Raw genomic sequence first — 23,572 nt, forward strand, 5'->3', positions numbered from 1 at the left:
CATTAATATGGACTTGACTTTCTATCGGACACTTTTCTCGCTTCATCCCTTCCGTTTGGCCGATAGAGCCCTTCTATCGGACACTTTTCTCGCTCCATCCCTTCCGTTTGGCCGATAGAGCCCTTCTAACGGACACTTTTCTCGCTCCATCCCTTCCGTTTGGCCGATAGAGCCCTTCTATCGGACACTTTTCCTCGTTCATGGCCTCTGTTTGCCCGATAGAGCTTTCCAGTAGCCGTCATAACTGCGAAGACCACCGCTCCGTTCTCAAAAAAAGAAAACTCACAAAAAAAAACAACCGGCCCCACCTGCGCCGGTTGCTGCGATAGCCACACTTGCTATCCTGCCTAGTATCTATTTTAATAGAGTAAAATAAAGTTCATTGCCGTTATTTGTTAAGACATTTTAAACAATTGTTAAAGCAGATAGAAGTGGGCACATACCAATAAGAAATTTATGATGACTTTGTAAACCATCGCCAACACTCCTTATATTGAGAGTACCTTACATTTATACTTTAACACACTATTGTAAAGATGAATTAAAAGAAATACGGCTATTTTGTAAACTTTTTACCGTATTTTCTATTAATATGTAGATAAGTTAGAGGATACCAGTTTCATCGCTGCAGCCAGGTCGACATCATCTTCCAGATGTCTCGGTGACCATGGAATATAAATATGGGGTTCAATCCCCACTCCTGTCATGCCCCGACCATGATCAATTCTGGACAAACGCGAGGTCGGATACCATAGTTCATAGCCCTCTTCCCAACGGTGGATTGCCAGGTTCGCATAATCGTTCAACCCTGCAGTGGGTCTTCCAATTACGGTGATTTTACTGGATTTCTTGCAAGTTTCAACAAACGAGTCCCCGGCACTGCCACAATAAACATCCGTCATTACAATAATGGATTTAGGCACGGACTTTCCCTTAACAAAAGTATCTGGAATAAATTCACTAAAATCGAATTCGACAAAACCTTTACCGCTATTCCGATCCCATTCTCGCTGCCATGCTCTCAAGAAAACCAATGTCTGTTCATCCCGTACGCCTTTCATCTGCTCCTCTACCATTGCAAGCTGCCTGTCTGAGTTGGCTCCGGTACAGTTGAAAAGCATTTTTTCATCCGGGTCCGCCAGCTCCACTCCTTCTTCTGGCATCAAATATGGCAGAAGGTTAAAATAACTTGCGTCACCTCCGCCATAATTCACTCTTACATCAATTATCCAGTTTTCAATAGACTCAAGGAGGTCTTTATGCTCCTCGATCATCTTTATAATCGAATCCGGATCCGCAAAATCCGTTATCGTCATCAAAAGAGTCTTATCATTCAAGGGCTCGACAGAATATACGGGCTGATACTCACCCTTTGGATAAAAACGAAACCGTATCTCCTGCCCGGCATCCGTTTCACCATACTCATAAAGCGCAAGTATTGGCGCCCATTTTTCCCGTTCGGTATGGCTCTCATTCAACAGCCTCGCATGCCGCTCCCTTAGCTCCGGAATGGACCACCCGCCAATCGCTGTGAATGCCATACCTTTTTCAAGACGCTCCTCTGATCCGACCTCGGTGACATAAAGCCTCTCCTCATACCGTCTTACCTTAAACCCTCTATCTTTCCCGACATTTTTCTCAGCATCCGTTTCTGTAAAATAGATATGATTATCTCTGAAGTCAAGTAAGTATTCATTTACAACACTAGCAAAATTATCACCTTGAATCTTCCCCAAAAAATGCTCAGGCCGGTCTCAGCGTTCCTTGTCCTTCCATCCTGCGTAGTCATTGTGCATAATATGGACAATTTCTTTAAAAATAGCTTCCATACTACCCCTCCTGCTTACATTTAAAAACGCTTATGTAATACTCCTCTTCTGGAAAATCGCCGACAAATTCGAAGCCATTCTCACTGTAAAAGTCTTTTAATTTCGCACTTCCTGCCCAACAATCTAGATACAGTTCTCCTCCTAGCCGCCGGGCATATTCGCCTGCCCAGCATGTAATTACAGAGCCATATCCCTTTCCCTGATACTCCGGTTGAATGGCAATTTGATACAGAAACTTTCCGCTCTTTCCTACATGCCAATCATTCAAAACTTTCATTCCGAATGTAGCAATAACATTCCCTCCAACTGTTCCCACGTACAAAAACCCTAGCTGATCCACAAGCTTTTCCTCATCCCAGGGATAGGACCACTGGTTGATCCCTTTATCAAGTAAAGCCAATGACACGGAATTTAATATAGACAGTATTTCCTTAACATCCTCTGGCTTTGCTGGCCGAATTTCCATCCGGTTGTCATTCCCCTCGCTTCGTACTGGAAATCATCAATACCAGCGGAATTCTCATCCTGCGTTCGTACTCTTCCAGGCTGGAAAAGTTCTCCCGCCTCGGGATTCCTTCTCTCAAATCCTTAACCATGAAACCGGCAGCCAATAAAAGCTGGAAGTACTCCTCGACTGTCCGATGGTATTTTATTACCTTTTTCCCAATCCACGGTTCGACCCGTTCGCCCTGCTTAAAATAGTCATCCACTACCCAATCAATTCTTCTGCCCGAGCCTTCTGCACTTTTCGTCGAGGAGGTAAGAACCGGATGCTGAACGCTGAAGATGAACTTCCCGCCAGGCACTAGTGAATCATGAACCTTTTTAAAGATGCTCGATAAATCAGCTAAATAATGGAGAGCAAAACGTGAAACGACAAGATCAGATTCCTCTGGCTGCGGTTGCCATTCTTCCATTGAAGAGTGTATTACCCGGCCAATAGTTCCTTCCAGACTTTCAGCTGCAGCCAGCACCATATTCTGCGAGCCTTCCACTCCTAGATAAGAAGCTCCGCCTCGTTGTAATAGCTCAACCCCAATTTCCGCATCACCGCATCCTAAATCCAGAATTCTTTTTCCAGTTGCATTTCCTATCATCTCTAGCAAAATAGGCTTTTCAATGATATTGTTTGGACTTTCCGGCCTGTTTCTCCGCTTCATATAACTCTCGTAAAATTCCCCTTCGTCATAAACAGAGGCACCTCTGAACTCCATCCTATCCCCTCCGCATCCTAATAAATGCTATTTTCACATTTCATTTTTACAGCTTCCGAACTACTCTTTGCTTCCACGTTTGGAAAGGTAATAGCTCTTTTCGAGAGAAAACGTTTAAACTGGGATTGCATTAAAACTTGTAAAAAACCCAAGTGCCGGTTTTTACTTTTGCTTATGCAAGCAATAAAGTTTCGAAAAGAGCCCTAAAGAAAGACAAATCCTTAATATATTACCATATATCTTAAGCTTTAATAGGAATATATATTTCTACTTCCTCCACGTCATTTTCCGCTGGATGGTAGGTTTCTAAGATGAAATTTTCCAAAGTATCCCGCGAGTAGCCCTGTTCATCAATCCATTGATCCAGCGTTGAATATAAACTGCCCATCTCTGTCCCTTTTCCTCTAATCATTCCATATGTATGCTGTATATCAAGAAATTCCGCTCCTTCGGGTAAGGTATCCGCCTCACTTGCCAATACCCCTACATAGAAAGTTCCCTCAGTATGGCTCTCACTCGCTTTAGGCTCGTACACCGCAACTTCAGTTCCCGCTAGATTTGACGCTCTCTGTAAAAATTGATGTGCTGCCTTCGGGATTAACTCAGCATAATCTTTGTAAAGCCCTGTGTGTTTCTCAGCAATGATTTTAAATTCCTTTTTCACAACCTGGCACATAATATAGTCTCCTAAAAAAATTCATATAAACCTTCTTCAAAATATTGGAATTCTTCATCCGTAACTCTGTAACGAGTATATCCTTCATAAAACGCAGCCAACAATTCAGGATTGTTTCTTATCTTTCGAGTAGCCAAAGCCTCATCATAACGTGGATCGCCAAGGGTCATACCAGCTACGTCAATGAACACCCTGACTTCCCCTTCAATCACCAGCACATTATCTGATGTGCAATCTCCGTGGACCATAGTTTGTTTTACATAATTGGGTTTATTGGCGATCAACTGTTCCAGCAATTCCAGGCTGCCATCTGCTTGACCTGATTCAGCGTATTTACGAGCTCTATTCAGCTGGGTTTCCAGCCAGTCAGAATCTGTCATGAATACAGGCTCTTGTTCATGAAGCTGCATCATAAACTGGCCAAAACTGCGGATTAGTCTCTGCTGTTCACAGCTTGATCCGGCATTTTTTAATGCAGCAGTCAGAGAGATTCCTTTCTCAAACGACATCAGCAAATGGCTTGCATGCTCATCTTCCATGAATCCATATAATCTTGGTACCGGTATTGATCTCTGTAATGACAAACTCTCAAGAACCTCCGCCTCGGACTTTAGCCACTCTCGATATTTTTCCTTAAAGGCACTTTTCAGGAGGTAAGTCCCGTCTCCGGTGAAAATCCGGCTAACTTCAGAAGTGCAACCTTGATCAGGAAGCTTAACAATCTTTTTTATCTCACCTAGAACATCCTTAAAGAATGCCTGACTATTCCTCATTTCCATGTTTGTTCCCCCAAACCTTTGCCATCCGGCAACAAAATAACCCCTTCCTTGCAAACTTACAAACTAAAATACTCCTTTATCTGCTGTGCCGCTTCAGCTGCGTTTAAATGCGTGTTATTTATTCGAATATAATTCTCTCTATCAATCTCACCTGCATATGAATTCAGGCGGTATTGGTCCATCGACTTTACCAGGTCCTGCTCCGACCATTGCAGATTTCGTTTTGATGGCTTATGCTGGAGCCGATGAGGGCTTTTATTACGTTCGAGTCTTTCATCCACATTCGCTTCCAATTCCACAAAATACACCGTTCCGCCCTCTGACTCGAATATCTTGCATACTTGATTTACATAACCCCAGTCTTCCTGCATATCAAATGCCCAGACATATGTAAAGACCAAGCCATATTGGTCGCTTTTTGCCATTGACTTAAAAATTTCCTGGCGAAAGAGTCCGACTAATCGCTTCCCTTCCTTTGTCCCGTAGTCAAAAAAAGGATTAACCAGATCAATCGTCATATGATTATGAAAAAGCTTTAAATCAGTTATCTTTTCAAGTTCATGCCCTACCGTCATTTTACCGACAGCCTGGGGCCCAAAAATTAAAACAAATTTCATGTTTCCTCCTTCACAAGCTTCTCTTTATAATGTGGGCTTAACTCACTCCACACGTCGAACTTATTTCCGTCGGGGTCACTAAAAACAAAATTCCTGCCTGCATGGCCTCTGTTTTCAATCTCACCGACTTTGATTCCACGTTCCATAAACTCATTATGTAAATTTGCCAGAGACTCGAGACCATACACTTCATAGGTTAGAATGAACCTTTCCTCCCCATTAATGTCCGTAAAGTTTGAACTCTGCCCCTGAGACTTCACCAAAAACAGACTGATATCAGCCAGGTCCATAATCGCCTTGTCTTCATCCAGATAATTCAGCTTAGCCATAAGCATATCTCGATACCAATTCGACGATTCCTTTGGATCCGCTACCGGTATATAAATTGTTCCTACCCTGATTAATTGGTTTCTCATTCGCCTCACCTCAGTATATAGATTCTCTACATTCTGGTATTTACCTTCTTATTTGTCTATATTTTCCTTTAGAATATATAAAGCACTCCCTAATTTGGGAGTGCTTCTTGTCGGTCCTTCTTCACTCTTTATCTTTCCCCTTTATTTTCTCCCTGAGATCTTCTAACTCCTCGATGGATAGTCCGCCAAGCGCCTTTGAGATTTCGTCTTCAATCTCTTTTCTGTTTCTTTCACGGTATTGGTCCCACCACTCCCGGAGTCCTTCTGTGTTGTTGAGCAAATATTCAATATCAATGACCTCGACTTCATCATCGGATATATAGTTAAGCACAGCTGCCAACATATGGTTTAATCGTTCCACTTCATCTTTTGGTCCGGCCTGGTGCGTCACTTTTTCTTGCTGTTCATTTTCCTTTTCCTCTGAGTGATCTGCGGCTTTTCTTGGCAAAGGTCTCACCTGCTTTTTACTCTTTTAAATGCATTATTCCCTCCAGCGCAGTTTTTATAGAAAAAGATTGCCATGCATAAATTATCCTCTATGTTACATTTTAATGATGAGGTGGTACTCGTGCGAAAAAACCAAAAGAATTTATCCGTAGGATTTCTTTATATTTTGACAATTATAGGCATTTTCCTTTTACCCTTTGCGATTGTAAAACGTTCATTCAAGGATTGGGTTATCGTTTATCTTGTCAGTATTTTGGGCAACTCGATGGCAGATCGATACCTTGTTTCAAGAGGTTATCTGAAATACAATATCCGGCCTTTCAAAAAAAGCTTCAAGATCCATTTACCTTTTGACTATGTCCATTACCCTTTAATGCTTCTTTATTACAATCAATGGACACTCAATAGCAAGCCGCTGGGGATTATCCTAAAACTATTTCCCTTTCTCCTCCCGCAAGTATTAGTCGAAACATTCGCGGCCAGGAAAACAAATTTTATCACCTGGAAAAGGGGATGGAGCTGGCAGCACTCCTTTATCAGCTTAGCCATTAAAATGTTAGTGTGCCGAGGCATCATTTCAACCATCCGTATGATCAACAGGGATGACCTTTCCGTGGATTAGTACACAAAAAAGACCAAATCTAAAATTGATTTGGTCTTTTAAACGAATAAATCATGATCGATGTCTTGTAAAACCTAGATAACGCGTTCCCTGGAAAGTCAGTTCTCCATAATCCCCTTCAACCAAATGGCCATACTCCTGACCGTCAACCTGCAGCTCCAGCCGGTCTCCACTATCGAATTCAAACGTCACATAATATAGGCTGCGGGCATTCGTTTCTCCCCCGCCACGCACGCTCGTTCTTTTCGTCACTACTTGAGCGTTAGAATTCACACGTGGTGACTGATTGTTTTTACTCCAGCTCCCTATGCTTTTAATGATTGTAAAAATTATGATTCCCATTACTAAAATAAAGATTGCTCCCATAAAAATCGGGACAAAAGTAAACATCCAATCCCCTTGTGCTTCTACCATCATGATAATCTTCCCCCTGTATTCATCTATATGTATTTATCTACGATTGAGGACGATATCAGGTTTCAAATACTTCCATGTTTTACACTTCAAAGGCAACTGTATCCATTAGTTCCACATCTATATTGGCAGGATCGGACCATTTATGAAAGGCTTCCAAATGCCATTTTTCCGTTAATCTCAGGTAGCCATTAGCTTCAATCCATTGATGCAGCTCGGTATACGCCTGCCTGATTTCACCGTTAGCACCTCTGTGTCTTAAAACGGCGTACATTTGACCAGGTATGGTTAGGCCAACCATGTCTTCGGGAATCCCTTCATATTCTGAAACCTCAACACATACCAAATATCCGTCTTCCTCATTGGAACTATGTTCGACCACAAAAGCTCCATACTGAAAACCCGGATTTACTACATTGGCAATTTCACCCGTACGCTCACTCAACCACTTTGAAGCTTTCGGAATCTCGATGACATATTGGTCACCTGGACACAACACCCGGAACCCCACCAACTTCAATCCTGGTAACTGTTTTACTTCTGGCATATTTGACTCCCCCTTTTTTAACACTATACGCGAGCTGCCTGTCAAATCCATTTAAACATCAAGATGATATATAAACATTTCTCCCTCTCTCCCCATTGCAGTAATGCCCTTGTCCACGAAGCCGCCTTTCTTATAAACATTCTGTGCAACTACATTTGCATGATTTACAGCCAATATGATTTCATTTACATTTGGAAAATGCTTCTTAACAAAGGGGCCCAATAGCGTAATAGACTGTGATGCAATACCTTTCCCCTGATACTCTGCATTTATTGAGTAAGCACGTAATAAAATTGCTTCTTTATTTTCGCTATAAGCTTTAACACCTTCCCATCCATGGAGGACAAAGAATCCTGCAGGCTGCCGCCCATACAATATGATCATTGGGTGCCTGTCTGGCTCAGAATCGCATTTTTCCAATGCATCGACCGGAAGTGCTGTATACCTTTGCTGCTCCTCAGACAAATTGTAATTCGACAGCAGCGCTTTATATTCTGGCTGGTAAAAGACCAAAGATACGATTTCTTTTTCAACAATTGACATCATGATCTCTCCTAAAATGAATCACCAGTAATTTAAGTGTTTTTTATCGCAACCTTGCCCTCTTTGTTCTCTTCTTGATTCCATGTAACCTGGATCTCGAACGTTCCCTCTCGAAAAAAAAATGGAAGCCTTCTTCTGATGGATTCCTGCATAGGGAGGTGATAGGCCTCTTCCATGTTGACCCAAACCGCTCCTTCCTTCCGGCCCGTCCTCCAGCAGCTCACCCTTAAAATCACTGGTTATATAGTTAAAAATCATATAACGGTCCAATGAAACAGGATTTACATATTCATATAGACCCTTATACTTTAAATTCCAAACTTCCAGACCTGTTTCCTCTTTTACCTCCCTAACAGCACTTTCCATGATACTTTCGGGAAAATCGACTTTGCCACCCGGAGGAATAAAACCTTTAAAATGATCATGCTGTCGGTCGATCAGTAAAACTTTGTCTTCATTTTGAATCATACACACAGTCCATAGCTTATAGTTGATGTAATCGTTCATCTCTTCTCCTCTTTAGTTAATTCCTTTTCCAATACAATCTTCAAATTCCCGTGCCGGTCGATATATGTCTCTCTAATGTCAAAACCGCTTTTGATGTTTAAAATTAACATACTGCGCCATTTATTCAATGTCTTTGTTTGAACTGTTTTGTATCCTTCGTTTTCCAAATAGCGATGTTGAATGTTCATTAACTTAGAAGCCACTCCTAAATGGCGATAATCCGGGTCTACTCCGCCAAGCCAGCTGTAAAACTTTTCATTCGTGAGTTCATACCCTATTTTGTAACCAATCACTTTGGAGCCTTCAAAAGCAACACTGAACAGAAGATGAGGCTTATTCTGTATTTTTTCTATAACTCCATCAGATGTACCGAATATAACTCTGTGGACATCTAAAATACCTTCTAAAACTCCGTTCTCAGGAATGCAGCAGTATACTTCAAAATCTATTTTCAAGTGCTCATCCTCCTAGCCATGCTTGCCCATTCCCCATTTAAATGATTTCTGCATATACTCTTTAATAGGCTGAAACCCTTTATCTATAAAATAAGGAGAGATCAAGTTGTATAATAGACAGAATGCGGCGCAAAGTTTGCCGGTTCCTTCACTCTGGGGGATTGACGCGGAGATTGCCGGGAAACCGATTGTCAGAGGGACAATCACAATCAATTCCCTCTCAGGGAATACCTTGACTGGAACCGCTAATTTTCGGGGGAATCCAATCCCGATCCAGGGAACTTGGGATGAAAATGCAAAAACAATCCAATTCGATTCACCTTATGCTTCGTTTGCTGGCCAATTGACGATATATGATGATCCAGATATCAATGTCCGCCATTTGGTGTTAAGCGGCAAGTTTCTAATGAAACCTCCATCCCTGCAAGCCGGTGAATCGGGCAGCTGGATTGCTACCACTGATATAGCGTTGACCGGTCCGCCAATCAACACAGGAGCTATTCCGCCTGTAGGTGTTTTTTTAACATCCGATCTCCTTTATTACACCGGAAGGAGAAATTCCAGGGGATTTTACAGATGAATTTACGGTACTAATCTTCAGATGTCCAAAATCTGAAGATTTGTGCTTCTCTATTTGGACAAACCACACTGCTTGCTTACGATTCCAAAAATAAATTTAATTTTCTTATCGTTCTTCATCATGGTTTTTATACCTTCCTTGGAATCGATAATGATCACTGACTTCCGGAACCAGATTCTTATATAAGCTGAGTGAAAATATACAGGCCCCTTAATCCCCTTTTCCTGATATTCATCCCCGTTCTCCATTTCAAATTCTGTTCTGACAAGCCAGGTATTTCCGATACCGATTTCAATATATTTTGTTGGAAACAATTCAGCCATTTTTTCCTAAGACGACATTTATTCTCTCATTCATTTCCTTTTCTTCTATGTACTCAAAATATCCTATGCGATTTCCCCAGGGATCGGAAAATGTTGCCCATTTTACTGGGACTTCTTCTCTCGAAAAAATTTCAAATGACTCGATATTTATTTCATTGATCAACCTGGACCTTTCGACTTCAATTGATTTAACACCTAAACGCAGCGGGCCGCTTCCTTCTGCTGGCGTTCCCTCTGCTACCTGCAGCCAGCAACCGGGTATCAATTCCCACTCGGCAAAGCCATTATGCGGTGTAAAATCAGGTTCTTTTTTCAATAGAGATTTATACCATTTTAGGCCTTTATCGAAATCAGAAACTCTTACCTGGTATGTCATTTCAACAAACACTCCATCAGCCCCCTTCTTAACCTTCTAGTGTAATATCACCTATCCACGCCAGACTCCAGCACTGAAATAACTTGTTCGATTAAGCTAGCTTCTTTCTCAAATAATTCAGCTAAAAAGAGCAGCTGGGGAAAAGGTTCGAGGCTCAGTCCTAAGTTAATCTTTTGACTTAACATAACCTTGCCTCCCTGTTCAATAAACTTTTCCAACGTGATTTTCTGCTTACATATAAGTGAGATGTCCTCTCGTGATAACAGCAGAAGACCACTTGTTTCGGAAGACGGTACAGGAGCCGTATTTGAATAGGCCAGATACATTGCTGTTGAAGCAGTTGGACCTGCCCCTTTTACCAGTATTGGCGCCATATTTTCAGTTGATTGTATTTTAATAGCTGTGTCATTCCATTCTTTTTTGAAAAAAGTGACCGGGGAATTGACAAGCTTGATTATCATGGAAGATTCTTCGAAAACTTCGCGTATTGCTGTCTCCTGGGCACTTTCTCCTTTTTCCCGATGACCACCAAGCCTGACCACGCCAAGCTTGTCCCCTTTTCGTGTTGGTCCCACCTGAAAAGGAAATAATCCTTTATACATGATATAAGCCCCGGATGTGCGGACATGTTTCGTCTGCATTGGATATCCCTCCACTTTTCATAAAAGTTTTCTACATTTACACTGTATTTTCCTTCTTTTAGAAAATATTGTTCTCTTGAAGATGGTTAATATATAAAAATAAGCTGCTCGAAAGCAGCTCTTTTTAAGCTTTGTATCCAAGTATCCAATCCAGTCTGTTCATTTTAAGTTGATCTGGCACATGCCGTAAAATTTGATTTCTGACTACAATCGCCGCAGGGTTTTCAAGTTGCATCATTATTGCCATCATTCTTGAGCCCTGAATAATTTTTGTGACGCGCGGTATTCTCTCTTGCTCATATAGACTGTATGCTTCCTCAACTTCTTGAGGATATTGCTTGAGATAGCGTGTGAGAATTATAGCATCCTCCATCGCCTGGGCTCCGCCTTGCCCCAGGTTCGGCAGCATGGGATGAGCTGCATCTCCCAACAGAGTCACTCTTCCTTTATGCCATTTTTTGAGTGGCTTGCGATCAAAAATTTCATGGACAAGGATGTTCTCCTCTTTTGTAGAATCAATGACATCTGTAATTGGGCCCCACCAACCTTTGAATTGCTGCAAAGCGAGATGTCTTTTATTTTCCTCCTTCACGAGTGTCCCTTTAGGCGTGTTGATTGCAGCGAACCAAAACACACGACCTTTTCCTAAATGTGAAAAACCAAATCTCTTCCCTTTTCCCCAGGCCTCGAAGCCTCCGCCCAGTTCGGCCGGAAAACGGGCATCTTCATAATTTGAAATTCCTCTGACAGCAGTGAAGCCTGAATAGCGCAGCTTGGATTCCTCCATAATATACTGCCTTACTCGGGAATGTACTCCATCCGCTCCAATGAGAAGGCCTGAATTTAGTGTTTCGCCATCCTCAAAAAAGCTTGTGATTTTTTCAAGGTCCTGTTCCAGTCGTAAAAACTTTTTTCCAAGCACTAGTGTATTAGGCTCTAACTTTTCATATAAAATTCTTTGTAATTCAGGACGGTATAGTAAATAGCTGTACGTCCCATATCTTTCTGCCTGCATGTGAACCGGCATATTGACAATAAGTTGTCCATCAGGCGTCATAATTTCTGCTTTTTTTACTGGCGAGCCAGCCTGGCGCACCTGTTCCGCTATCCCGAGTTTTTCCAATGCCTTGATTGCGTTGGCAGACAACACAATACCCGCACCCATCTCCTCTAGTTCCGAAGCTCTCTCAAAAACTTTCACATTTTGGCCAAGCTGCTGCAAGGCAATCGCCGCGGATAGTCCCCCAATACCAGCACCGATAATCGCTGTACCTGGATTGTATTTTGAATTGACCATTTGCCCTGCCCCCTTCTATCGGACACTTTTCTAGGTTTCAGCCTTCCGTTTGGCCGATAGACACCTTCTATCGGACGCTTTTCTCGGTTTCCGCAGTCCGTTTGGCCGATAGAGACCTTCTATCGGACACTTTTCTCGGCTACCGCCTTCCGTTTGGCCGATAGAGTCTTTCTATCGGACACTTTTCTCGGCTACCGCCTTCCGTTTGTCCGATAGAGTCTTTCTATCGGACACTTTTCTCGGCTACCGCCTTCCGTTTGTCTGATAGAGTCTTTCTATCGGACATTTTTATCGATATCCAAATTCTAATTGTCCAATAGATTCTTCTAATATGTTAAAATATAGTAAAATTTCTATAATATTACTAGTAAGGTGGGTAATTTTTTGACTAGACTGAGAGCATTTGCTGCCATCATTAAGAACAATTATATACTTATGACCAAACATGTCTATCCGGACGGTTCTTTCTGGACACTTCCTGGCGGAGGTCTTGAAGCAGGTGAAACGTATGAAGAAGCTGTAATTCGCGAAGTGAAAGAAGAAGTGAATTTGGATGTGGAAGTAGTCGACTATCTTTTTACTGGTCGATACAGCGGTGGGGAGGAAAGGTGTTTTTTAGTTCGCCCATTAAACGGCAAAGAAGCCACGCTCGGCCACGACCCTGAACTTGGCGACAAACAAACATTAAAAGAAGTGAAATGGCATTCGCTTGAATCGGTGAAGGATGATCTTCACGTTGCTAAGGTATTAGAAGCTATGAAGTTAAAAATCTGAGAGGGTTAAAAGATGATTACAGAAGTATATTTCGTAAGACATGCACATTCGGTCTTCTCCCTGGAGAATGAGGAGACACGGGAACTTTCCGAAAAAGGCTGGAGAGATGCAGAGAGAATCACTCAAATTCTTTCACAGGAAAATATCAATCAAATCATTTCAAGTTCTTATGTCAGAGCAAGACAAACGGTCGAAGGACTGGCAAAACTGCTGGATCTGGAAATTGAATTAGATCCCAGGTTCAGAGAACGGGACCTGGCTGCCAGGAATCATCATTTTGAAAATCCAGAGGAAGCCATGCAAAAGGTCTTCTCAAACCCTGCATTCAAATTTCCTGGAGGAGAAACCAATCTTGAAGTGCAGCAACGAGGGATTGATGGGTTAAGAGACTCAGTGAAGAAGTATAAAAGCCAGAAAATAGCTATAGGTATTCACGGTAATATTATGGCCTGCACCATGAACTATTTTGATAAAAAATATGACTTCGAGTTCTGGAAGCAAACCACCAAACCAGATATTTATAAGCTCTTAATTAATGACCAATTTGAATTAGCAGCTTGTGAACGGCTTTGGAAGGAAAAATTCCTTCGTATTTAAGAGAATAAAGGCAGCTACCGACAAAGTCTGACTGCCCTTTCCTTAACTACATTTTCCCCCATCCAGTTTTTTGATAGTTTTCAAGGAACAATTCAGGTTTTATGTGCAGTAAATCTTCAAACGTTTTATCAGGATAAACCTCCGCGAAAGCCAGGAAAAGATGATAAGCGAATGCATAGCCAGCCATATATGGGATTCCCTGCTTCGGATTGCCAAAAGCAAAAAGGTTTTTGGTCTTACCATCGGTAGAATCATATACGCTTTTCGCTTCCCTCCAATAATTCAACTCTACTTCTGAGGTGAATTCATCCTTCCACCAGCGCTTATCCGGGTAAAGACTTAAGCTGAAAAATTCCGCGCCCCCCTCCATCCTGAACCATTCGGCCAGGGAAAAAGAATCAAGGGTAAGGTCATAGATAGGATTACAAGGTGTCGCATGATGGAGTTCGTGGGCAATCATATAACTGAGAAAGTCTTCGTCTGGTTCAGGCGGGATCGCCATCTGGATGTTGTTTGGACCGTTGGTAAATCCATTTGTCCACATTGATTGAGGAAGGTTCTTGTGCCATGGGAATGGTAACGCTGGAAAAACAGTCACTGTTACCTCATCAAAGGAAAGATGATTACGAGCGTTGTTAATTGTATCATCAATGATTTCATTTACCCTTTCGGCATCCCAGGAATAAGCTCCAGCTTCCACTTCTGTGAGTTCTTTGAATTTAAACAGCTGAAATCTTTCCGCAATTTGTTTCCACTCTTTCATCCATGTATTTTCATTTACTAATGGACTTAGATTTTTAAACAGAAAAGAATCTAAGTTACCTCTATGCAGGTAAAGGTCCATAGGGGTCAGCTGAATCACCTTGTTCATTTGTGTCACCTTCCTAGCTTAGGTTTTGATAATAAATACAAAAATCAGTCCAGCGGCCATCTTCAAGAGAAAAATCCTTCCTAATACATTCAAAAATAAAACCTGCTCTTTTGGCCAAGTTGATCGACGGAAGGTTGTCTTCATTAATATGCATTTCAATTCTATGAAAATCGAGTCTATTGAAATATAGTTCCGTCGCAGCAACGACACTTTCAATTCCATAGCCTTTTTTCCAGCATTGATTATGGATAGAGTAACCCATCATTGCCCATTGATAATCCATTCTCATAAGGGTCATTAGTTCTACTTTTCCAACATTCACACCATCTTCATTTCTAAAAACTCCAAGATTATACATTTTATCTTCCTTCACTGACCGCTCAAAATTACTTACCCATTGGGTAAACCACTCTTCCGTGTATGCACCCAGATTGGATGGGCGTCCATCGTCATACCTGTATTGAGATGGCAACCGGTTGTCAAACTGCCGATACCAATTATGATAATCATCTCGTTTAAAAGGGCGTAAAACCAGTCTTTCGGTTTCAGTATACAAATCCACCTTTACCACCCTTTCCACTCCTAGCTGATTAAATCCAGCAATCCATCAGGAACCAATCTCAATTTGCCAGATCCAAATTCACTTACAGGAATCCACTTTAATGAAAAAATAGATCCGTCATCTTCCTTCCCTGTAAAAGTTTCCAAATCATAGAAGGCTTTATCCACAAACTCCGCCTCATAAACGACCACAATTTCATGGCCCAATTCACCGTTAAACGTAAAAATATTTTCTATTGTTCCTAGGTAGTTCATATTCTTAATCTCAGCGGAAATTTCTTCATGCACTTCTCTTTTAAGTGCGTCCAAGCTTTTTTCACCGTATTCAATTCCACCGCCAATCGGCCGGTAGTAGTAATCCTTCTTCACCGAATCATAACCTTCTGCTGCCAGAATCGACTCGCCTTTTTTAAATAGACAAATAGCCAGTGGCCTGATGACTCCTTTTTTCACTATCAATCACCTATTCATGTTATTTTTTACAGCTAAAACGGCAGAGGATGTGGGCGTTAGATAAATTTCGGTTGCTGATAGGTTTTCATGATTCAACCAGAACTCCCTGACCGGGTCTCTCTTGCCTCGCCACTGTTCAGGCCAATGTTCTTCTGGAGTGAAATCGTCCATAAATAACAATCCGCCCACCTCCAGAATATCAATCAATAATTCTCCTTCAATACTTTTAGCGGCAGAAGCATCTGCAAAAACGAACTGGAAAGGTCCGGACCTAATGATTTCTTTCCAGTCTCCACATATGAACGTTGCTTGCGTGTGGTTAAGATTATTTCGAACTAACTTAACCTTATGTTCCTCTAAATCTACTGAAACAAATTGTACATGAGGTTGAATAGCAGACAGCATCCACGCACTTCCCACGCCAAAGCCTGTGCCAATTTCAAGAATCTTACCCTGTTTCACTTGTCCGGAAAGTACCGCTAACAATCTTCCAGCTGCATCCGTACATGAACCTTCGAACGATTGATTCTCAGCTAATTCTTTCATGATTGAGACCAGTTGTGGAATAAATGTATTGGATTTATACGAAACCATGAATAGCTAAACTCCTTTAGACCTTAAGCTGAAGATCTTTTTAACAAAATCTTTTTTATGATCGGTGTATTCATTCTTGACCTTCAAGTATTCAAACCTGGCATTTAACTTCTAAAGATTATTCTTCTTAATTGCGGGCAAGCGGCATATAAGCTGCCGGATTCAACTCTTCGCTTTCAATGACGATTGCATTTAATCCAGCTTCTGTTTTCGTTTCATGCCATTCACCTTTGTTCCAGAAAATCGCGGTACCAGTCTCGACTTTAAAATATTCATCTGACTCTCCTCTTACAAGGCCCTCTCCGCTCACCACCAACAGCAGCTGTGGCATGGTCGCCTGGTGGTATCCAATCATTCCGTTTTCTTCAAGGTACATAAAACCAATATGAGTAGCATTAGTTGTTCTCACAATTCGGGACATCACAAAGTCTGAATCAAATTTTGTTATATTAACTCCGCTGTTTTTATTGAAGCTGTAGAATTCCACTTTTCTCCCCCCTATTATGCCCTCAATTTTTCCAGCCACAGGTGTTCTGGGTCTTGTAAAACCAAGGCATTGGATAGCCAATTCTTCTGTTTGCTGGAAAGCTTGTCATAAATAATTAAGAAGTCCTGCTGATCCTTTGGTCGTATATGCTTTGATTTATAAAGAAGGACTATTAATGGATTTAAATAAGGTAGACCGCTTGGCGTAAAACTCCCTACCTCCGTAAGCGGCATCTTCACTCTCGAATCCCTTCGATACACCCATTCCAACCCGTCCGTTTCATTAAAAAGAATTTCAAACCTGGCACCGGATTGTTTATTGCTGGGATGCAATTCATGTACTGGCAAATGTAAGAATTCCATTCCCCAGGTTTTTAGTTCATGGTCTTCGACTTTGTCGATATTCCATTTTCCCAAATAATCCTTCAGGAAGGTTTGGTCTTCTCTAAATACCACAATTTCAATATCCTTATGTTCTCTGGAAACATAGCCAAGATAAAGGTCTGCTACCCACCCGCCTGCTATATACCATGGCCTTTTGAAGTCTGACATTAGTGAATGCATTCTAAAACATGCTTCAAATGACATTTACTTGTCCTCAAATACTATACTTATGAACGATCAGATGCTGTGGCGCCTCAGGCAATTCGCTCAAAGATGTCCTAATGAACTCGGGGTATAGTTTGAATTCTTCAAGGCCGCTGATTGGCACCCACTGATAGACCAGCCGATCACCCTCTTCTCCAAAGAACTCTTCCTTGTGGAAATTGAACCTGCCATTTTGAGGAGAAACTTGATAATACAGCCCTATTTCATGATAGTTTTTATTGTTATAATCAAAGAAGTTCTCAGTGAACCAGAGAAGTTTTTCCACCTTTACATCTATCCCTAACTCTTCTTTTACTTCTCTCACCACGCTTGTCTGTGAATCCTCCTGAAGCTCGACCCTTCCTCCCGGCAACGCCCAGTGCTCGTCCTTAGCCTGCCTATGGATCAGCACATGGTTGTCCACAATCATAACCGCCGCTACCCGATAATTAAAAACAGCTTTTTCCATGTAAAACGTTGCATCCATTGTTCGTCCTCCTCATTTTAAAAATGCATCTAATTCTTTTGCCAATCTAGATTTCCAAAAGCCCTTTTGCTTCATTAATTCTTTAATTTCATCAATGGTTTGATAGGACAGGCGAACATGGTAGTAATTAATATATTCAACCACAGCAAAAAGAAAGAGAAAAATGAACCAATTTAATTCAATTGGTTTGCTGATGAATTGATAGATTAATATAAACACACCTATTAATATCAACCAGGAATTCAGCCTTTTAAAATTCGCGAAAGTTCTTAACTGACCATTAGGCAGAGCAGTAAAATCATTTTGTTGAACCTGTTTCAGCTTCAAATACCAATAATAGCTCCCCTGAAGCAAAATAAACTCCAACAGGACGAAGGCATATAAAGACGAATAGGAGGTTAGGTAAGGGACTGACCATTCAAAAAGCTGAATATACAGAATCCACATTAGAGCAAAAGTGAACACTGCAAACAATTCACCTTTGTATAGACTGGCTAACTTCTTATTCAGCTTATTTTGCATCTGAGAAACCTCATAAGCTTCATAAGATTTTTTATTCATGGATTAAGCTGGCCAGGCAACTCATGGATCACGGCCACTGCAACCCCTGCCAAAATCAAAGGCTGATGACCGATATCCTTTCGCAAATCCTCTATGTAACCCATATTTCCTCCCTAATAAGTAAAAATTTTCTAGGTAAACAGAATTCGACAGAAGCAGCAGATATCCTTCTATTTTCCAAAAAAAATAGCGCCATCACACCTATGATGGACACTTTCTTCCGGGATCTTGCTCTTTTTGTCCGTCATCACGTCTATGATGGACACTTCTTCTCTTGATCCCGACTTTTTTGTCCGTCATTACGTCTATGACGGACGCTTTTTCTCTCGATTCCGACCTTTTTGTCCATCATCACATTCATGATGGACACTCTCTCCCTCAATCCCTACTTTTTTGTCCGTCATTACGTCTATGACGGACACTTTTCCATTCAGTCTCGCTCTTTTTGTCCATCATCCTATCAATTTCCGGACCGCTTTCTAATAAATATGAGGGATACTATCATTAAACTAACCAATGGAAGCCAGATATAGATGTAGCGGACGACTGGGCTTTGCAACTTATTTTGCAGATTCACTTCTTCGGTTGGCCTCGACCCTTTTCCTAGTGCCGCTAAATCCTCCCCGGCGCTGCTTAATTCTTTGGTTCGGTCACAAATATTGGTTGTCAATTCACCCTGGAAGTCATAGGCATATACCAAGTAAGATTCTCCGTCAAAAAAATCAATAGAACAGCTGTCCCATTCATCCTTCAATATGATTTCTGTTTGTGATACACCTTTCCATGTTTCTTTCACCTCAAATAATATCTTTCTATTATTATTCTTGTTTTTTATATAAAGGATTTTCCCGATGAATACCGCTTTGGAGCTTTCCATTTCTTTTTCAACGCTTTTCTCTTCCACACATTTGCAAGCGTGGCTGGCTGTTGGGAGTGTTGTCAAAGCCGCAGCTAAAAGAATGACTGCTATGGAAAAGGATACTAGTTTTGGTTTCACCCTTCATCTGCCTCCATTTTTTAAAAATAGAATCAGCACTGCCTAACCAAAGCAGTGCTAACCTAATCATTTCTTCGTAACTTCTATCACTCCGCCACAGTGGGAAATTGGCAGGAATTCCAGTTTGCAGCTATCCTCTAAATCAGAACCGAATTCATTGAAAACAAAGTAGAATTCATCATCATCCCAGAATTCTTTGCTGTCTTTTTTACAATCTTCGAGCTCCCGCCTCGTTTCAAAGGCAATGTCCCCAATCAGGATTTTGCCGCCATCCGTTAACAATGGCAATAATTCCTTTATAAAAGAAACCTTCTCTACGTCAGTTAAATGGTGCAAAGCGTAGGTGCTTACGATATACTCGTATTTTTTTCTTTTTAATTCTGCGGGCAAGCCGTTGGCAATATTCCATTCAATCAGGTTGGCCTTCGGCATTTTAGGCTGTGCCAGGGCAATCATTCTCTCCGAAAAATCGATTCCATCAATATGATATCCACTTTCATACAGTTTTGATGTTAAAACACCTGTACCAAAGCCGATATCCAGAACTCTCGCATTTTCTTTTTCCATCACTTCATTAAAAATTGTATTCAAAATTGCTCGATACCCCGCAAATGGGTATACTCCATTTTCTTCACTAACCTGTACTGTTTTGTCATAGCCGTCTGCCCACAAATCAAAACCTTGTTTATTTAACATGAATGCTCCTCCAATTATTTGAGAACATCGAGCACTCCCTCGCAATTTTAGACTGCGATGTTCTCCATTATTTTTCTGATGCCCATAATCCTTCTTGCCTGTTTCATCTCAATCGCCACCCTTCATAAAATTCATTTAACGATAAAAACCAAGTTCATCTTGTTCGAATTCCGCGACCGGCTTTTCCGTGATTCTTTCCACAGCTCTATAAAACCCTTCGGTCTCCTTCGAATCTTCGATTAATTCCACCACTACTTCCTTGCCATATTCCTGTATCAATCTTATATTCCGCTGACTCATTCTTTTCCTCTTTTCGCCATCTCCTCCAGCAGTGAAATGATTTGATCGTTCTGCTCAATCATTTTCTCATTTTGCTTCCTGAGCTTTGTAAAATCGACCATAAATGCAAATAAAAGAATGGCTATAATGACCGTCACTTCTTTACTCCTTCCTTCCCCATAAGCCAGTCTATTGCCTCATTCAAATCTCTCGCAATAAAATCCGGCTGAATTTGTCCCCATCGGCCAAAATACTGTTTGTTTATGTATTTATCATAGGCTTCCTGGCCGCTTCCCGTTTTGACCAATATCTTGAAACAACCAGCTTCATCAGCAGCCACCATGTCTGTCCATCTATCCCCAATCACTGCACATCGATGTAATTGCAGATTATTTTCTGACGCAGCTTTTTTTAGCATTCCGGGAGAAGGTTTCCTGCAAGCGCAGCCTTCCTCATGGTGATGAGGACAAATATAAGCCTTGTTAAATCCAAAAGTGTTCAACTCTTCTTCAAACTGATCGACATCAGCTTCACCGTTCGCAATCCCTGGCTGGTTCGTAAAAGAATAAACTAAAATATTGTTGTCTTTTAATAGCTTAATTGATTCCTTGACACCCGGGAATAACTTGAAATCCCACGGATAAATCACTTTGTCACTTCCGCCGAGAGTCCCATCCCGGTCGATAAAAACAGCCTGGATATGCAACACGATATCTCCCCCTACAAAACAAACTCCAAGTAAATTTTAGTTTTGCCGGCACATATTATTTTCACCTGGCACCTGCATACTTTTTAATAATTCAATCATTTCCATCATACCATTCCACAAAATACATTTATATCCATATATTCCGAAGCAGGATGAAAGAATTAAAAAAATCCCACGCCAATTGGCAGGGGATTTCTGATTAATTCATTTTCTTATCACTATTCACTTCAGTGTGAAGCTTTTTAAACTGCAAATACATCGCGACTCTCCACGGAACAATCATTCCAAAGGCAAGGATCCAGAACATGCCGCCCAGTTCGCCTACATCGAATGAGCTGCTTAGCACAAGCTTAGCAATTACACGTACGATCAACAGACCGATTAAAATGAAGGCAAATGCCTTGGATCTTTTTAAAAAGATTTCCCGGCCCCTTACTTCGAATTTAGAGGTCTTGATAAGAAGGATCGAAAATAACATTCCCACTGTAAGTGCCTCAATAATCTGTAAAAAATGAACCCGGAACATTGGGAAGATGAACATGAGCGCACCGGTGCTCATGAAGATTGGCGGTAAGATAATTTTCTTGGCAGATGCTGGTTTTTTGGCAGCCTTCATCCTCATGAAAGTCACGAAGATGGCCATGCCAATTGCTCCAACTGTTGACGCCAGAACATAATTCATTCTTTATTTCATCCCTTATAATAGATTTCCCCATAATTATAATGAAAATAAGCCATTTAAGATAGACTTAAATGGCTGTTTCTTATCTTAATACTCTTAATACAGAATCGACCACCTGTGAATCATCGAAAGGCTTTACGATAAAATCTTTTGCCCCTGCCTCGATTGCATCCACCACCATTTTCTGCTGACCCATGGCAGAGCACATGATGATTTTTGCATCCTTGAATTCCCGTTTTATTTCTTTTACGGCATCCAGTCCGCTCATTTCAGGCATTGTAATATCCATTGTCACAAGGTCGGGCTTTAGCTCACGATACAGCATGACTGCTTCACGTCCATTTTCAGCTTCCCCTACTATTTCGTGATTCGCTTTCTTCAGAATATTGGTTAAGGTGATTCTCATAAATTTTGCGTCGTCAACTATCAAAATTCTGGCCATTGCTGTATCCTCCCCGACAATCACAACAATTATATTAATTTGTTAAAATTCTCCTTAGTTACTATATAACTATATTTAACCATTATTTTCAATGTAAAGACACCGACAAAATTCTCACATGGTGAATTTTCCTTATGAATATAATCATAAATATGGGCATATGCTCCTGATTATCCTGAAGTTATAACGGCTTTAATTGGGTTTCTCTATATTTTACCTATTTCTCATTACCATTGTAATTAAAAAGGTTCTCATGACATTAAGCACAGAGTCACAGGAATCCAATTATCCCTTTTTAAAACCCTGTAAAATCACCAAAAAACATTGAAAGAAACGAAATCAGCTTCGTCATCCAATCGAAGAACAACATGATTCCGACTAATATCATGATATAGCCGCCGATTTTAACAATTTTCACATTATGCTTACGGATCCACTGCATTTTTCCGATAAAGAAAGAAAGAATGAAAAACGGAATCGCAAATCCAAGAGTATACGCGATCATATACAGCATTCCTGATCCTGGGTTTGAGCTCGCAAGCAGAATGACTGAGGCGAGGATCGGGCCAGTACATGGAGTCCATCCGGCTGCAAATGCCATACCGATCAATGAGGACCCGAAATAACCGGATGGGCGGTTCTTGAATTCTATCTTCCTGTCTTTCATCAAAAATTCAGGCTTAAAGAAGCCGATTACCATTAACCCGAAAGCAACTATAAAGATGGCACCCAATTGACGGATGAGGTCCTGGTACTGCATGAAAAATTGGCCGACGAAAGAGGTTCCAAAGCCAATTGCAATGAAAATGACCGAAAAGCCCAGCAGGAAAAATAATGTATGGAGCAGACTGCGCTTTTGCAGCATCGCATTTTCGCTTTTCAATTCACCCACGGACATTCCGGTAATATAAGATAAAAACGCGGGGTAAAGCGGCAAGCAGCATGGAGAAATAAAGCTAAGGAACCCCGCTCCCATAGCAATGAAAATATTAATATCTGTCATCATTCCATCTCCAGTCCATATTCGTTAGTCCCATTCTAACAAAACCATATACTACTATTATAGTTTAACTGTGAACAATTTATTAATTTCTATAGAAAAGGTGTTTACCTATTTAAAAACTGGGTAATAAACTATGGTGTATAATTTTAACAGGAAAATAATTTACAAATGTTTCTTTTGAAATTTGGCAGTATATGCTATATACTAATATAGCACTTGTAACAATTACTATATTTATAACGATTTTACATAAGCTTTTTTCCTATATTGCCGAGAGATAAAACAAGAAAGGATTTTCACATTGTCTAAAGAGCAACTGATCACCCTCATTGAAAAGAAACGCGAAGAGCTAATCCAAATCGCTTCTCAAAATGGCTTGAATTCTACCATAGCTATCACTTATAGCCAGGAACTTGATGAACTATTAAATGAATATAACCGTGTTTATATAAAAAAGATAGCAGCCCACTAAAAAACAGCTAAAACGCCATAAGCGTTATAGCTGTTTT

37 protein-coding genes and 1 pseudogene are annotated in these 23,572 nt (G+C 40.9%); 5 read left to right on the forward strand and 33 right to left on the reverse strand.

Annotation, left to right across the window (positions count from 1 at the left end; all coding sequences use genetic code 11):
- Positions 1–587: 587 nt before the first annotated feature.
- The 8 genes from J7E35_RS02760 to J7E35_RS02795 form a co-directional block, all read right to left on the reverse strand.
- Positions 588–1,736 carry a S41 family peptidase gene (locus J7E35_RS02760; protein WP_214776756.1) on the reverse strand — a complete coding sequence of 383 codons (1,149 nt, stop codon included), beginning with the start codon at positions 1,734–1,736 and terminating at the stop codon, positions 588–590.
- 94 nt (positions 1,737–1,830) lie between these two features.
- The gene (locus tag J7E35_RS02765) at positions 1,831–2,295 is read right to left on the reverse strand and encodes a GNAT family N-acetyltransferase (RefSeq protein WP_214776758.1); all 465 of its coding nucleotides are present in this window, start codon (positions 2,293–2,295) and stop codon (positions 1,831–1,833) included.
- Positions 2,296–2,302: 7 nt separating this feature from the next.
- A complete protein-coding gene (locus J7E35_RS02770; RefSeq protein WP_214776760.1) occupies positions 2,303–3,043 on the reverse strand; it encodes a class I SAM-dependent DNA methyltransferase in 741 nt (246 codons plus the stop codon).
- Between the two features lie 241 nt (positions 3,044–3,284).
- Complete coding sequence (locus J7E35_RS02775; protein WP_214776762.1) at positions 3,285–3,719, reverse strand: GyrI-like domain-containing protein; 435 nt, start codon at positions 3,717–3,719, stop codon at positions 3,285–3,287.
- Between the two features lie 11 nt (positions 3,720–3,730).
- Positions 3,731–4,498 carry a phosphotransferase family protein gene (locus J7E35_RS02780; protein ID WP_214776764.1) on the reverse strand — a complete coding sequence of 256 codons (768 nt, stop codon included), beginning with the start codon at positions 4,496–4,498 and terminating at the stop codon, positions 3,731–3,733.
- Positions 4,499–4,554: 56 nt separating this feature from the next.
- Positions 4,555–5,115 (reverse strand): DEAD/DEAH box helicase family protein, encoded by a 561-nt coding sequence (locus tag J7E35_RS02785; RefSeq protein ID WP_214776765.1) that lies wholly within the window; start codon positions 5,113–5,115, stop codon positions 4,555–4,557.
- Positions 5,112–5,531: a VOC family protein gene (locus J7E35_RS02790; RefSeq protein ID WP_214776766.1), complete on the reverse strand. Its 420-nt coding sequence runs from the start codon at positions 5,529–5,531 to the stop codon at positions 5,112–5,114. Before J7E35_RS02790 ends, J7E35_RS02785 begins: the two co-directional genes overlap by 4 nt.
- A gap of 121 nt (positions 5,532–5,652) precedes the next feature.
- On the reverse strand, positions 5,653–5,979 hold the full coding sequence (locus J7E35_RS02795; RefSeq protein ID WP_214776767.1) for a hypothetical protein: 327 nt from the start codon (positions 5,977–5,979) through the stop codon (positions 5,653–5,655).
- 120 nt (positions 5,980–6,099) lie between these two features.
- Between J7E35_RS02795 and J7E35_RS02800 the strand changes: the two genes are divergently transcribed.
- Positions 6,100–6,600, forward strand: coding sequence for a CBO0543 family protein (locus J7E35_RS02800; protein ID WP_214776768.1), 501 nt, complete (start codon positions 6,100–6,102; stop codon positions 6,598–6,600).
- A gap of 51 nt (positions 6,601–6,651) precedes the next feature.
- On the opposite strand, the gene J7E35_RS02805 is transcribed toward J7E35_RS02800, so the two are convergent.
- The 5 genes and pseudogenes from J7E35_RS02805 to J7E35_RS02825 form a co-directional block, all read right to left on the reverse strand.
- On the reverse strand, positions 6,652–7,017 hold the full coding sequence (locus tag J7E35_RS02805) for a DUF2500 domain-containing protein (RefSeq protein WP_214776769.1): 366 nt from the start codon (positions 7,015–7,017) through the stop codon (positions 6,652–6,654).
- A 79-nt stretch (positions 7,018–7,096) separates the two neighbouring features.
- Complete coding sequence (locus J7E35_RS02810) at positions 7,097–7,561, reverse strand: GyrI-like domain-containing protein (protein ID WP_214776770.1); 465 nt, start codon at positions 7,559–7,561, stop codon at positions 7,097–7,099.
- A 51-nt stretch (positions 7,562–7,612) separates the two neighbouring features.
- Positions 7,613–8,104, reverse strand: coding sequence for a GNAT family N-acetyltransferase (locus J7E35_RS02815; RefSeq protein WP_251009422.1), 492 nt, complete (start codon positions 8,102–8,104; stop codon positions 7,613–7,615).
- A 32-nt stretch (positions 8,105–8,136) separates the two neighbouring features.
- A pseudogene (locus J7E35_RS02820) lies at positions 8,137–8,611 on the reverse strand (NUDIX domain-containing protein).
- Positions 8,608–9,066, reverse strand: coding sequence for a GNAT family N-acetyltransferase (locus J7E35_RS02825; RefSeq protein ID WP_251040722.1), 459 nt, complete (start codon positions 9,064–9,066; stop codon positions 8,608–8,610). Before J7E35_RS02825 ends, J7E35_RS02820 begins: the two are co-directional and overlap by 4 nt.
- A 106-nt stretch (positions 9,067–9,172) precedes the next feature.
- On the opposite strand from J7E35_RS02825, the gene J7E35_RS02830 reads away from it, so the two are divergent.
- Positions 9,173–9,646, forward strand: coding sequence for a hypothetical protein (locus J7E35_RS02830; RefSeq protein WP_214776771.1), 474 nt, complete (start codon positions 9,173–9,175; stop codon positions 9,644–9,646).
- A gap of 50 nt (positions 9,647–9,696) precedes the next feature.
- Here J7E35_RS02830 and J7E35_RS02835 read toward each other — a convergent pair whose 3' ends face one another.
- The 4 genes from J7E35_RS02835 to J7E35_RS02850 form a co-directional block, all read right to left on the reverse strand.
- Positions 9,697–9,969: a DUF3977 family protein gene (locus tag J7E35_RS02835; protein ID WP_214776773.1), complete on the reverse strand. Its 273-nt coding sequence runs from the start codon at positions 9,967–9,969 to the stop codon at positions 9,697–9,699.
- On the reverse strand, positions 9,962–10,357 hold the full coding sequence (locus J7E35_RS02840; RefSeq protein ID WP_214776775.1) for a VOC family protein: 396 nt from the start codon (positions 10,355–10,357) through the stop codon (positions 9,962–9,964). Before J7E35_RS02840 ends, J7E35_RS02835 begins: the two co-directional genes overlap by 8 nt.
- Positions 10,358–10,392: 35 nt before the next feature.
- Entirely contained in the window at positions 10,393–10,947 is a 555-nt protein-coding gene (locus J7E35_RS02845; protein ID WP_251040724.1) for an NUDIX hydrolase, read from the reverse strand.
- A gap of 163 nt (positions 10,948–11,110) precedes the next feature.
- Positions 11,111–12,283: an FAD-dependent monooxygenase gene (locus J7E35_RS02850; RefSeq protein WP_214776780.1), complete on the reverse strand. Its 1,173-nt coding sequence runs from the start codon at positions 12,281–12,283 to the stop codon at positions 11,111–11,113.
- 384 nt (positions 12,284–12,667) lie between these two features.
- Here J7E35_RS02850 and J7E35_RS02855 point away from each other — a divergent pair, with 384 nt between their 5' ends.
- Both J7E35_RS02855 and J7E35_RS02860 read left to right on the forward strand, forming a co-directional pair.
- Positions 12,668–13,057 (forward strand): NUDIX domain-containing protein, encoded by a 390-nt coding sequence (locus tag J7E35_RS02855; protein ID WP_214776782.1) that lies wholly within the window; start codon positions 12,668–12,670, stop codon positions 13,055–13,057.
- A gap of 12 nt (positions 13,058–13,069) precedes the next feature.
- Positions 13,070–13,654, forward strand: coding sequence for a histidine phosphatase family protein (locus J7E35_RS02860; RefSeq protein WP_214776784.1), 585 nt, complete (start codon positions 13,070–13,072; stop codon positions 13,652–13,654).
- A 46-nt stretch (positions 13,655–13,700) separates the two neighbouring features.
- Here J7E35_RS02860 and J7E35_RS02865 read toward each other — a convergent pair whose 3' ends face one another.
- The 16 genes from J7E35_RS02865 to J7E35_RS02940 all read right to left on the reverse strand — a co-directional run bounded on the left by J7E35_RS02865 (position 13,701) and on the right by J7E35_RS02940 (position 23,063).
- Complete coding sequence (locus J7E35_RS02865) at positions 13,701–14,525, reverse strand: DUF2268 domain-containing putative Zn-dependent protease (protein WP_214776786.1); 825 nt, start codon at positions 14,523–14,525, stop codon at positions 13,701–13,703.
- Between the two features lie 13 nt (positions 14,526–14,538).
- The gene (locus J7E35_RS02870) at positions 14,539–15,096 is read right to left on the reverse strand and encodes a GNAT family N-acetyltransferase (protein ID WP_214776788.1); all 558 of its coding nucleotides are present in this window, start codon (positions 15,094–15,096) and stop codon (positions 14,539–14,541) included.
- An 11-nt stretch (positions 15,097–15,107) separates the two neighbouring features.
- Positions 15,108–15,539: an NUDIX hydrolase gene (locus tag J7E35_RS02875; RefSeq protein ID WP_214777676.1), complete on the reverse strand. Its 432-nt coding sequence runs from the start codon at positions 15,537–15,539 to the stop codon at positions 15,108–15,110.
- Positions 15,540–15,545: 6 nt separating this feature from the next.
- Entirely contained in the window at positions 15,546–16,133 is a 588-nt protein-coding gene (locus tag J7E35_RS02880) for an O-methyltransferase (RefSeq protein ID WP_214776790.1), read from the reverse strand.
- Between the two features lie 127 nt (positions 16,134–16,260).
- The gene (locus J7E35_RS02885; RefSeq protein ID WP_214776792.1) at positions 16,261–16,620 is read right to left on the reverse strand and encodes a cupin domain-containing protein; all 360 of its coding nucleotides are present in this window, start codon (positions 16,618–16,620) and stop codon (positions 16,261–16,263) included.
- A gap of 14 nt (positions 16,621–16,634) precedes the next feature.
- A complete protein-coding gene (locus tag J7E35_RS02890; RefSeq protein WP_251040728.1) occupies positions 16,635–17,171 on the reverse strand; it encodes a nucleotidyltransferase domain-containing protein in 537 nt (178 codons plus the stop codon).
- A 46-nt stretch (positions 17,172–17,217) separates the two neighbouring features.
- Positions 17,218–17,694 (reverse strand): NUDIX hydrolase, encoded by a 477-nt coding sequence (locus J7E35_RS02895; protein ID WP_214776796.1) that lies wholly within the window; start codon positions 17,692–17,694, stop codon positions 17,218–17,220.
- Positions 17,695–17,706: 12 nt separating this feature from the next.
- Positions 17,707–18,255 (reverse strand): hypothetical protein, encoded by a 549-nt coding sequence (locus J7E35_RS02900; RefSeq protein ID WP_251040730.1) that lies wholly within the window; start codon positions 18,253–18,255, stop codon positions 17,707–17,709.
- 460 nt (positions 18,256–18,715) lie between these two features.
- Positions 18,716–19,252: a hypothetical protein gene (locus J7E35_RS02905; RefSeq protein WP_214776798.1), complete on the reverse strand. Its 537-nt coding sequence runs from the start codon at positions 19,250–19,252 to the stop codon at positions 18,716–18,718.
- A 66-nt stretch (positions 19,253–19,318) separates the two neighbouring features.
- Entirely contained in the window at positions 19,319–19,948 is a 630-nt protein-coding gene (locus J7E35_RS02910) for a class I SAM-dependent methyltransferase (protein WP_214776800.1), read from the reverse strand.
- A 135-nt stretch (positions 19,949–20,083) separates the two neighbouring features.
- Positions 20,084–20,248: a hypothetical protein gene (locus J7E35_RS02915; protein WP_214776802.1), complete on the reverse strand. Its 165-nt coding sequence runs from the start codon at positions 20,246–20,248 to the stop codon at positions 20,084–20,086.
- The gene (locus J7E35_RS02920; RefSeq protein WP_214776804.1) at positions 20,245–20,385 is read right to left on the reverse strand and encodes a hypothetical protein; all 141 of its coding nucleotides are present in this window, start codon (positions 20,383–20,385) and stop codon (positions 20,245–20,247) included. The genes J7E35_RS02915 and J7E35_RS02920 overlap by 4 nt, the downstream gene beginning before the upstream one ends.
- Positions 20,382–20,936, reverse strand: coding sequence for an HAD-IIIA family hydrolase (locus J7E35_RS02925; RefSeq protein ID WP_214776806.1), 555 nt, complete (start codon positions 20,934–20,936; stop codon positions 20,382–20,384). The genes J7E35_RS02920 and J7E35_RS02925 overlap by 4 nt, the downstream gene beginning before the upstream one ends.
- A gap of 199 nt (positions 20,937–21,135) precedes the next feature.
- Positions 21,136–21,618: a CcdC family protein gene (locus J7E35_RS02930; RefSeq protein WP_214776808.1), complete on the reverse strand. Its 483-nt coding sequence runs from the start codon at positions 21,616–21,618 to the stop codon at positions 21,136–21,138.
- Between the two features lie 82 nt (positions 21,619–21,700).
- Positions 21,701–22,060, reverse strand: a complete 360-nt coding sequence (locus tag J7E35_RS02935; RefSeq protein WP_214776811.1) for a response regulator — start codon at positions 22,058–22,060, stop codon at positions 21,701–21,703.
- Positions 22,061–22,355: 295 nt separating this feature from the next.
- Positions 22,356–23,063 carry a cytochrome c biogenesis CcdA family protein gene (locus tag J7E35_RS02940; protein ID WP_214776813.1) on the reverse strand — a complete coding sequence of 236 codons (708 nt, stop codon included), beginning with the start codon at positions 23,061–23,063 and terminating at the stop codon, positions 22,356–22,358.
- 301 nt (positions 23,064–23,364) lie between these two features.
- On the opposite strand from J7E35_RS02940, the gene J7E35_RS02945 reads away from it, so the two are divergent.
- Positions 23,365–23,535: an aspartyl-phosphate phosphatase Spo0E family protein gene (locus J7E35_RS02945; RefSeq protein WP_192471306.1), complete on the forward strand. Its 171-nt coding sequence runs from the start codon at positions 23,365–23,367 to the stop codon at positions 23,533–23,535.
- Positions 23,536–23,572 lie beyond the last annotated feature (37 nt).

Origin of the sequence: Bacillus sp. ISL-45 (genome assembly GCF_018613195.1) — a bacterium.
In the GTDB taxonomy this organism is placed as follows: Bacteria; Bacillota; Bacilli; order Bacillales; family Cytobacillaceae; genus Mesobacillus.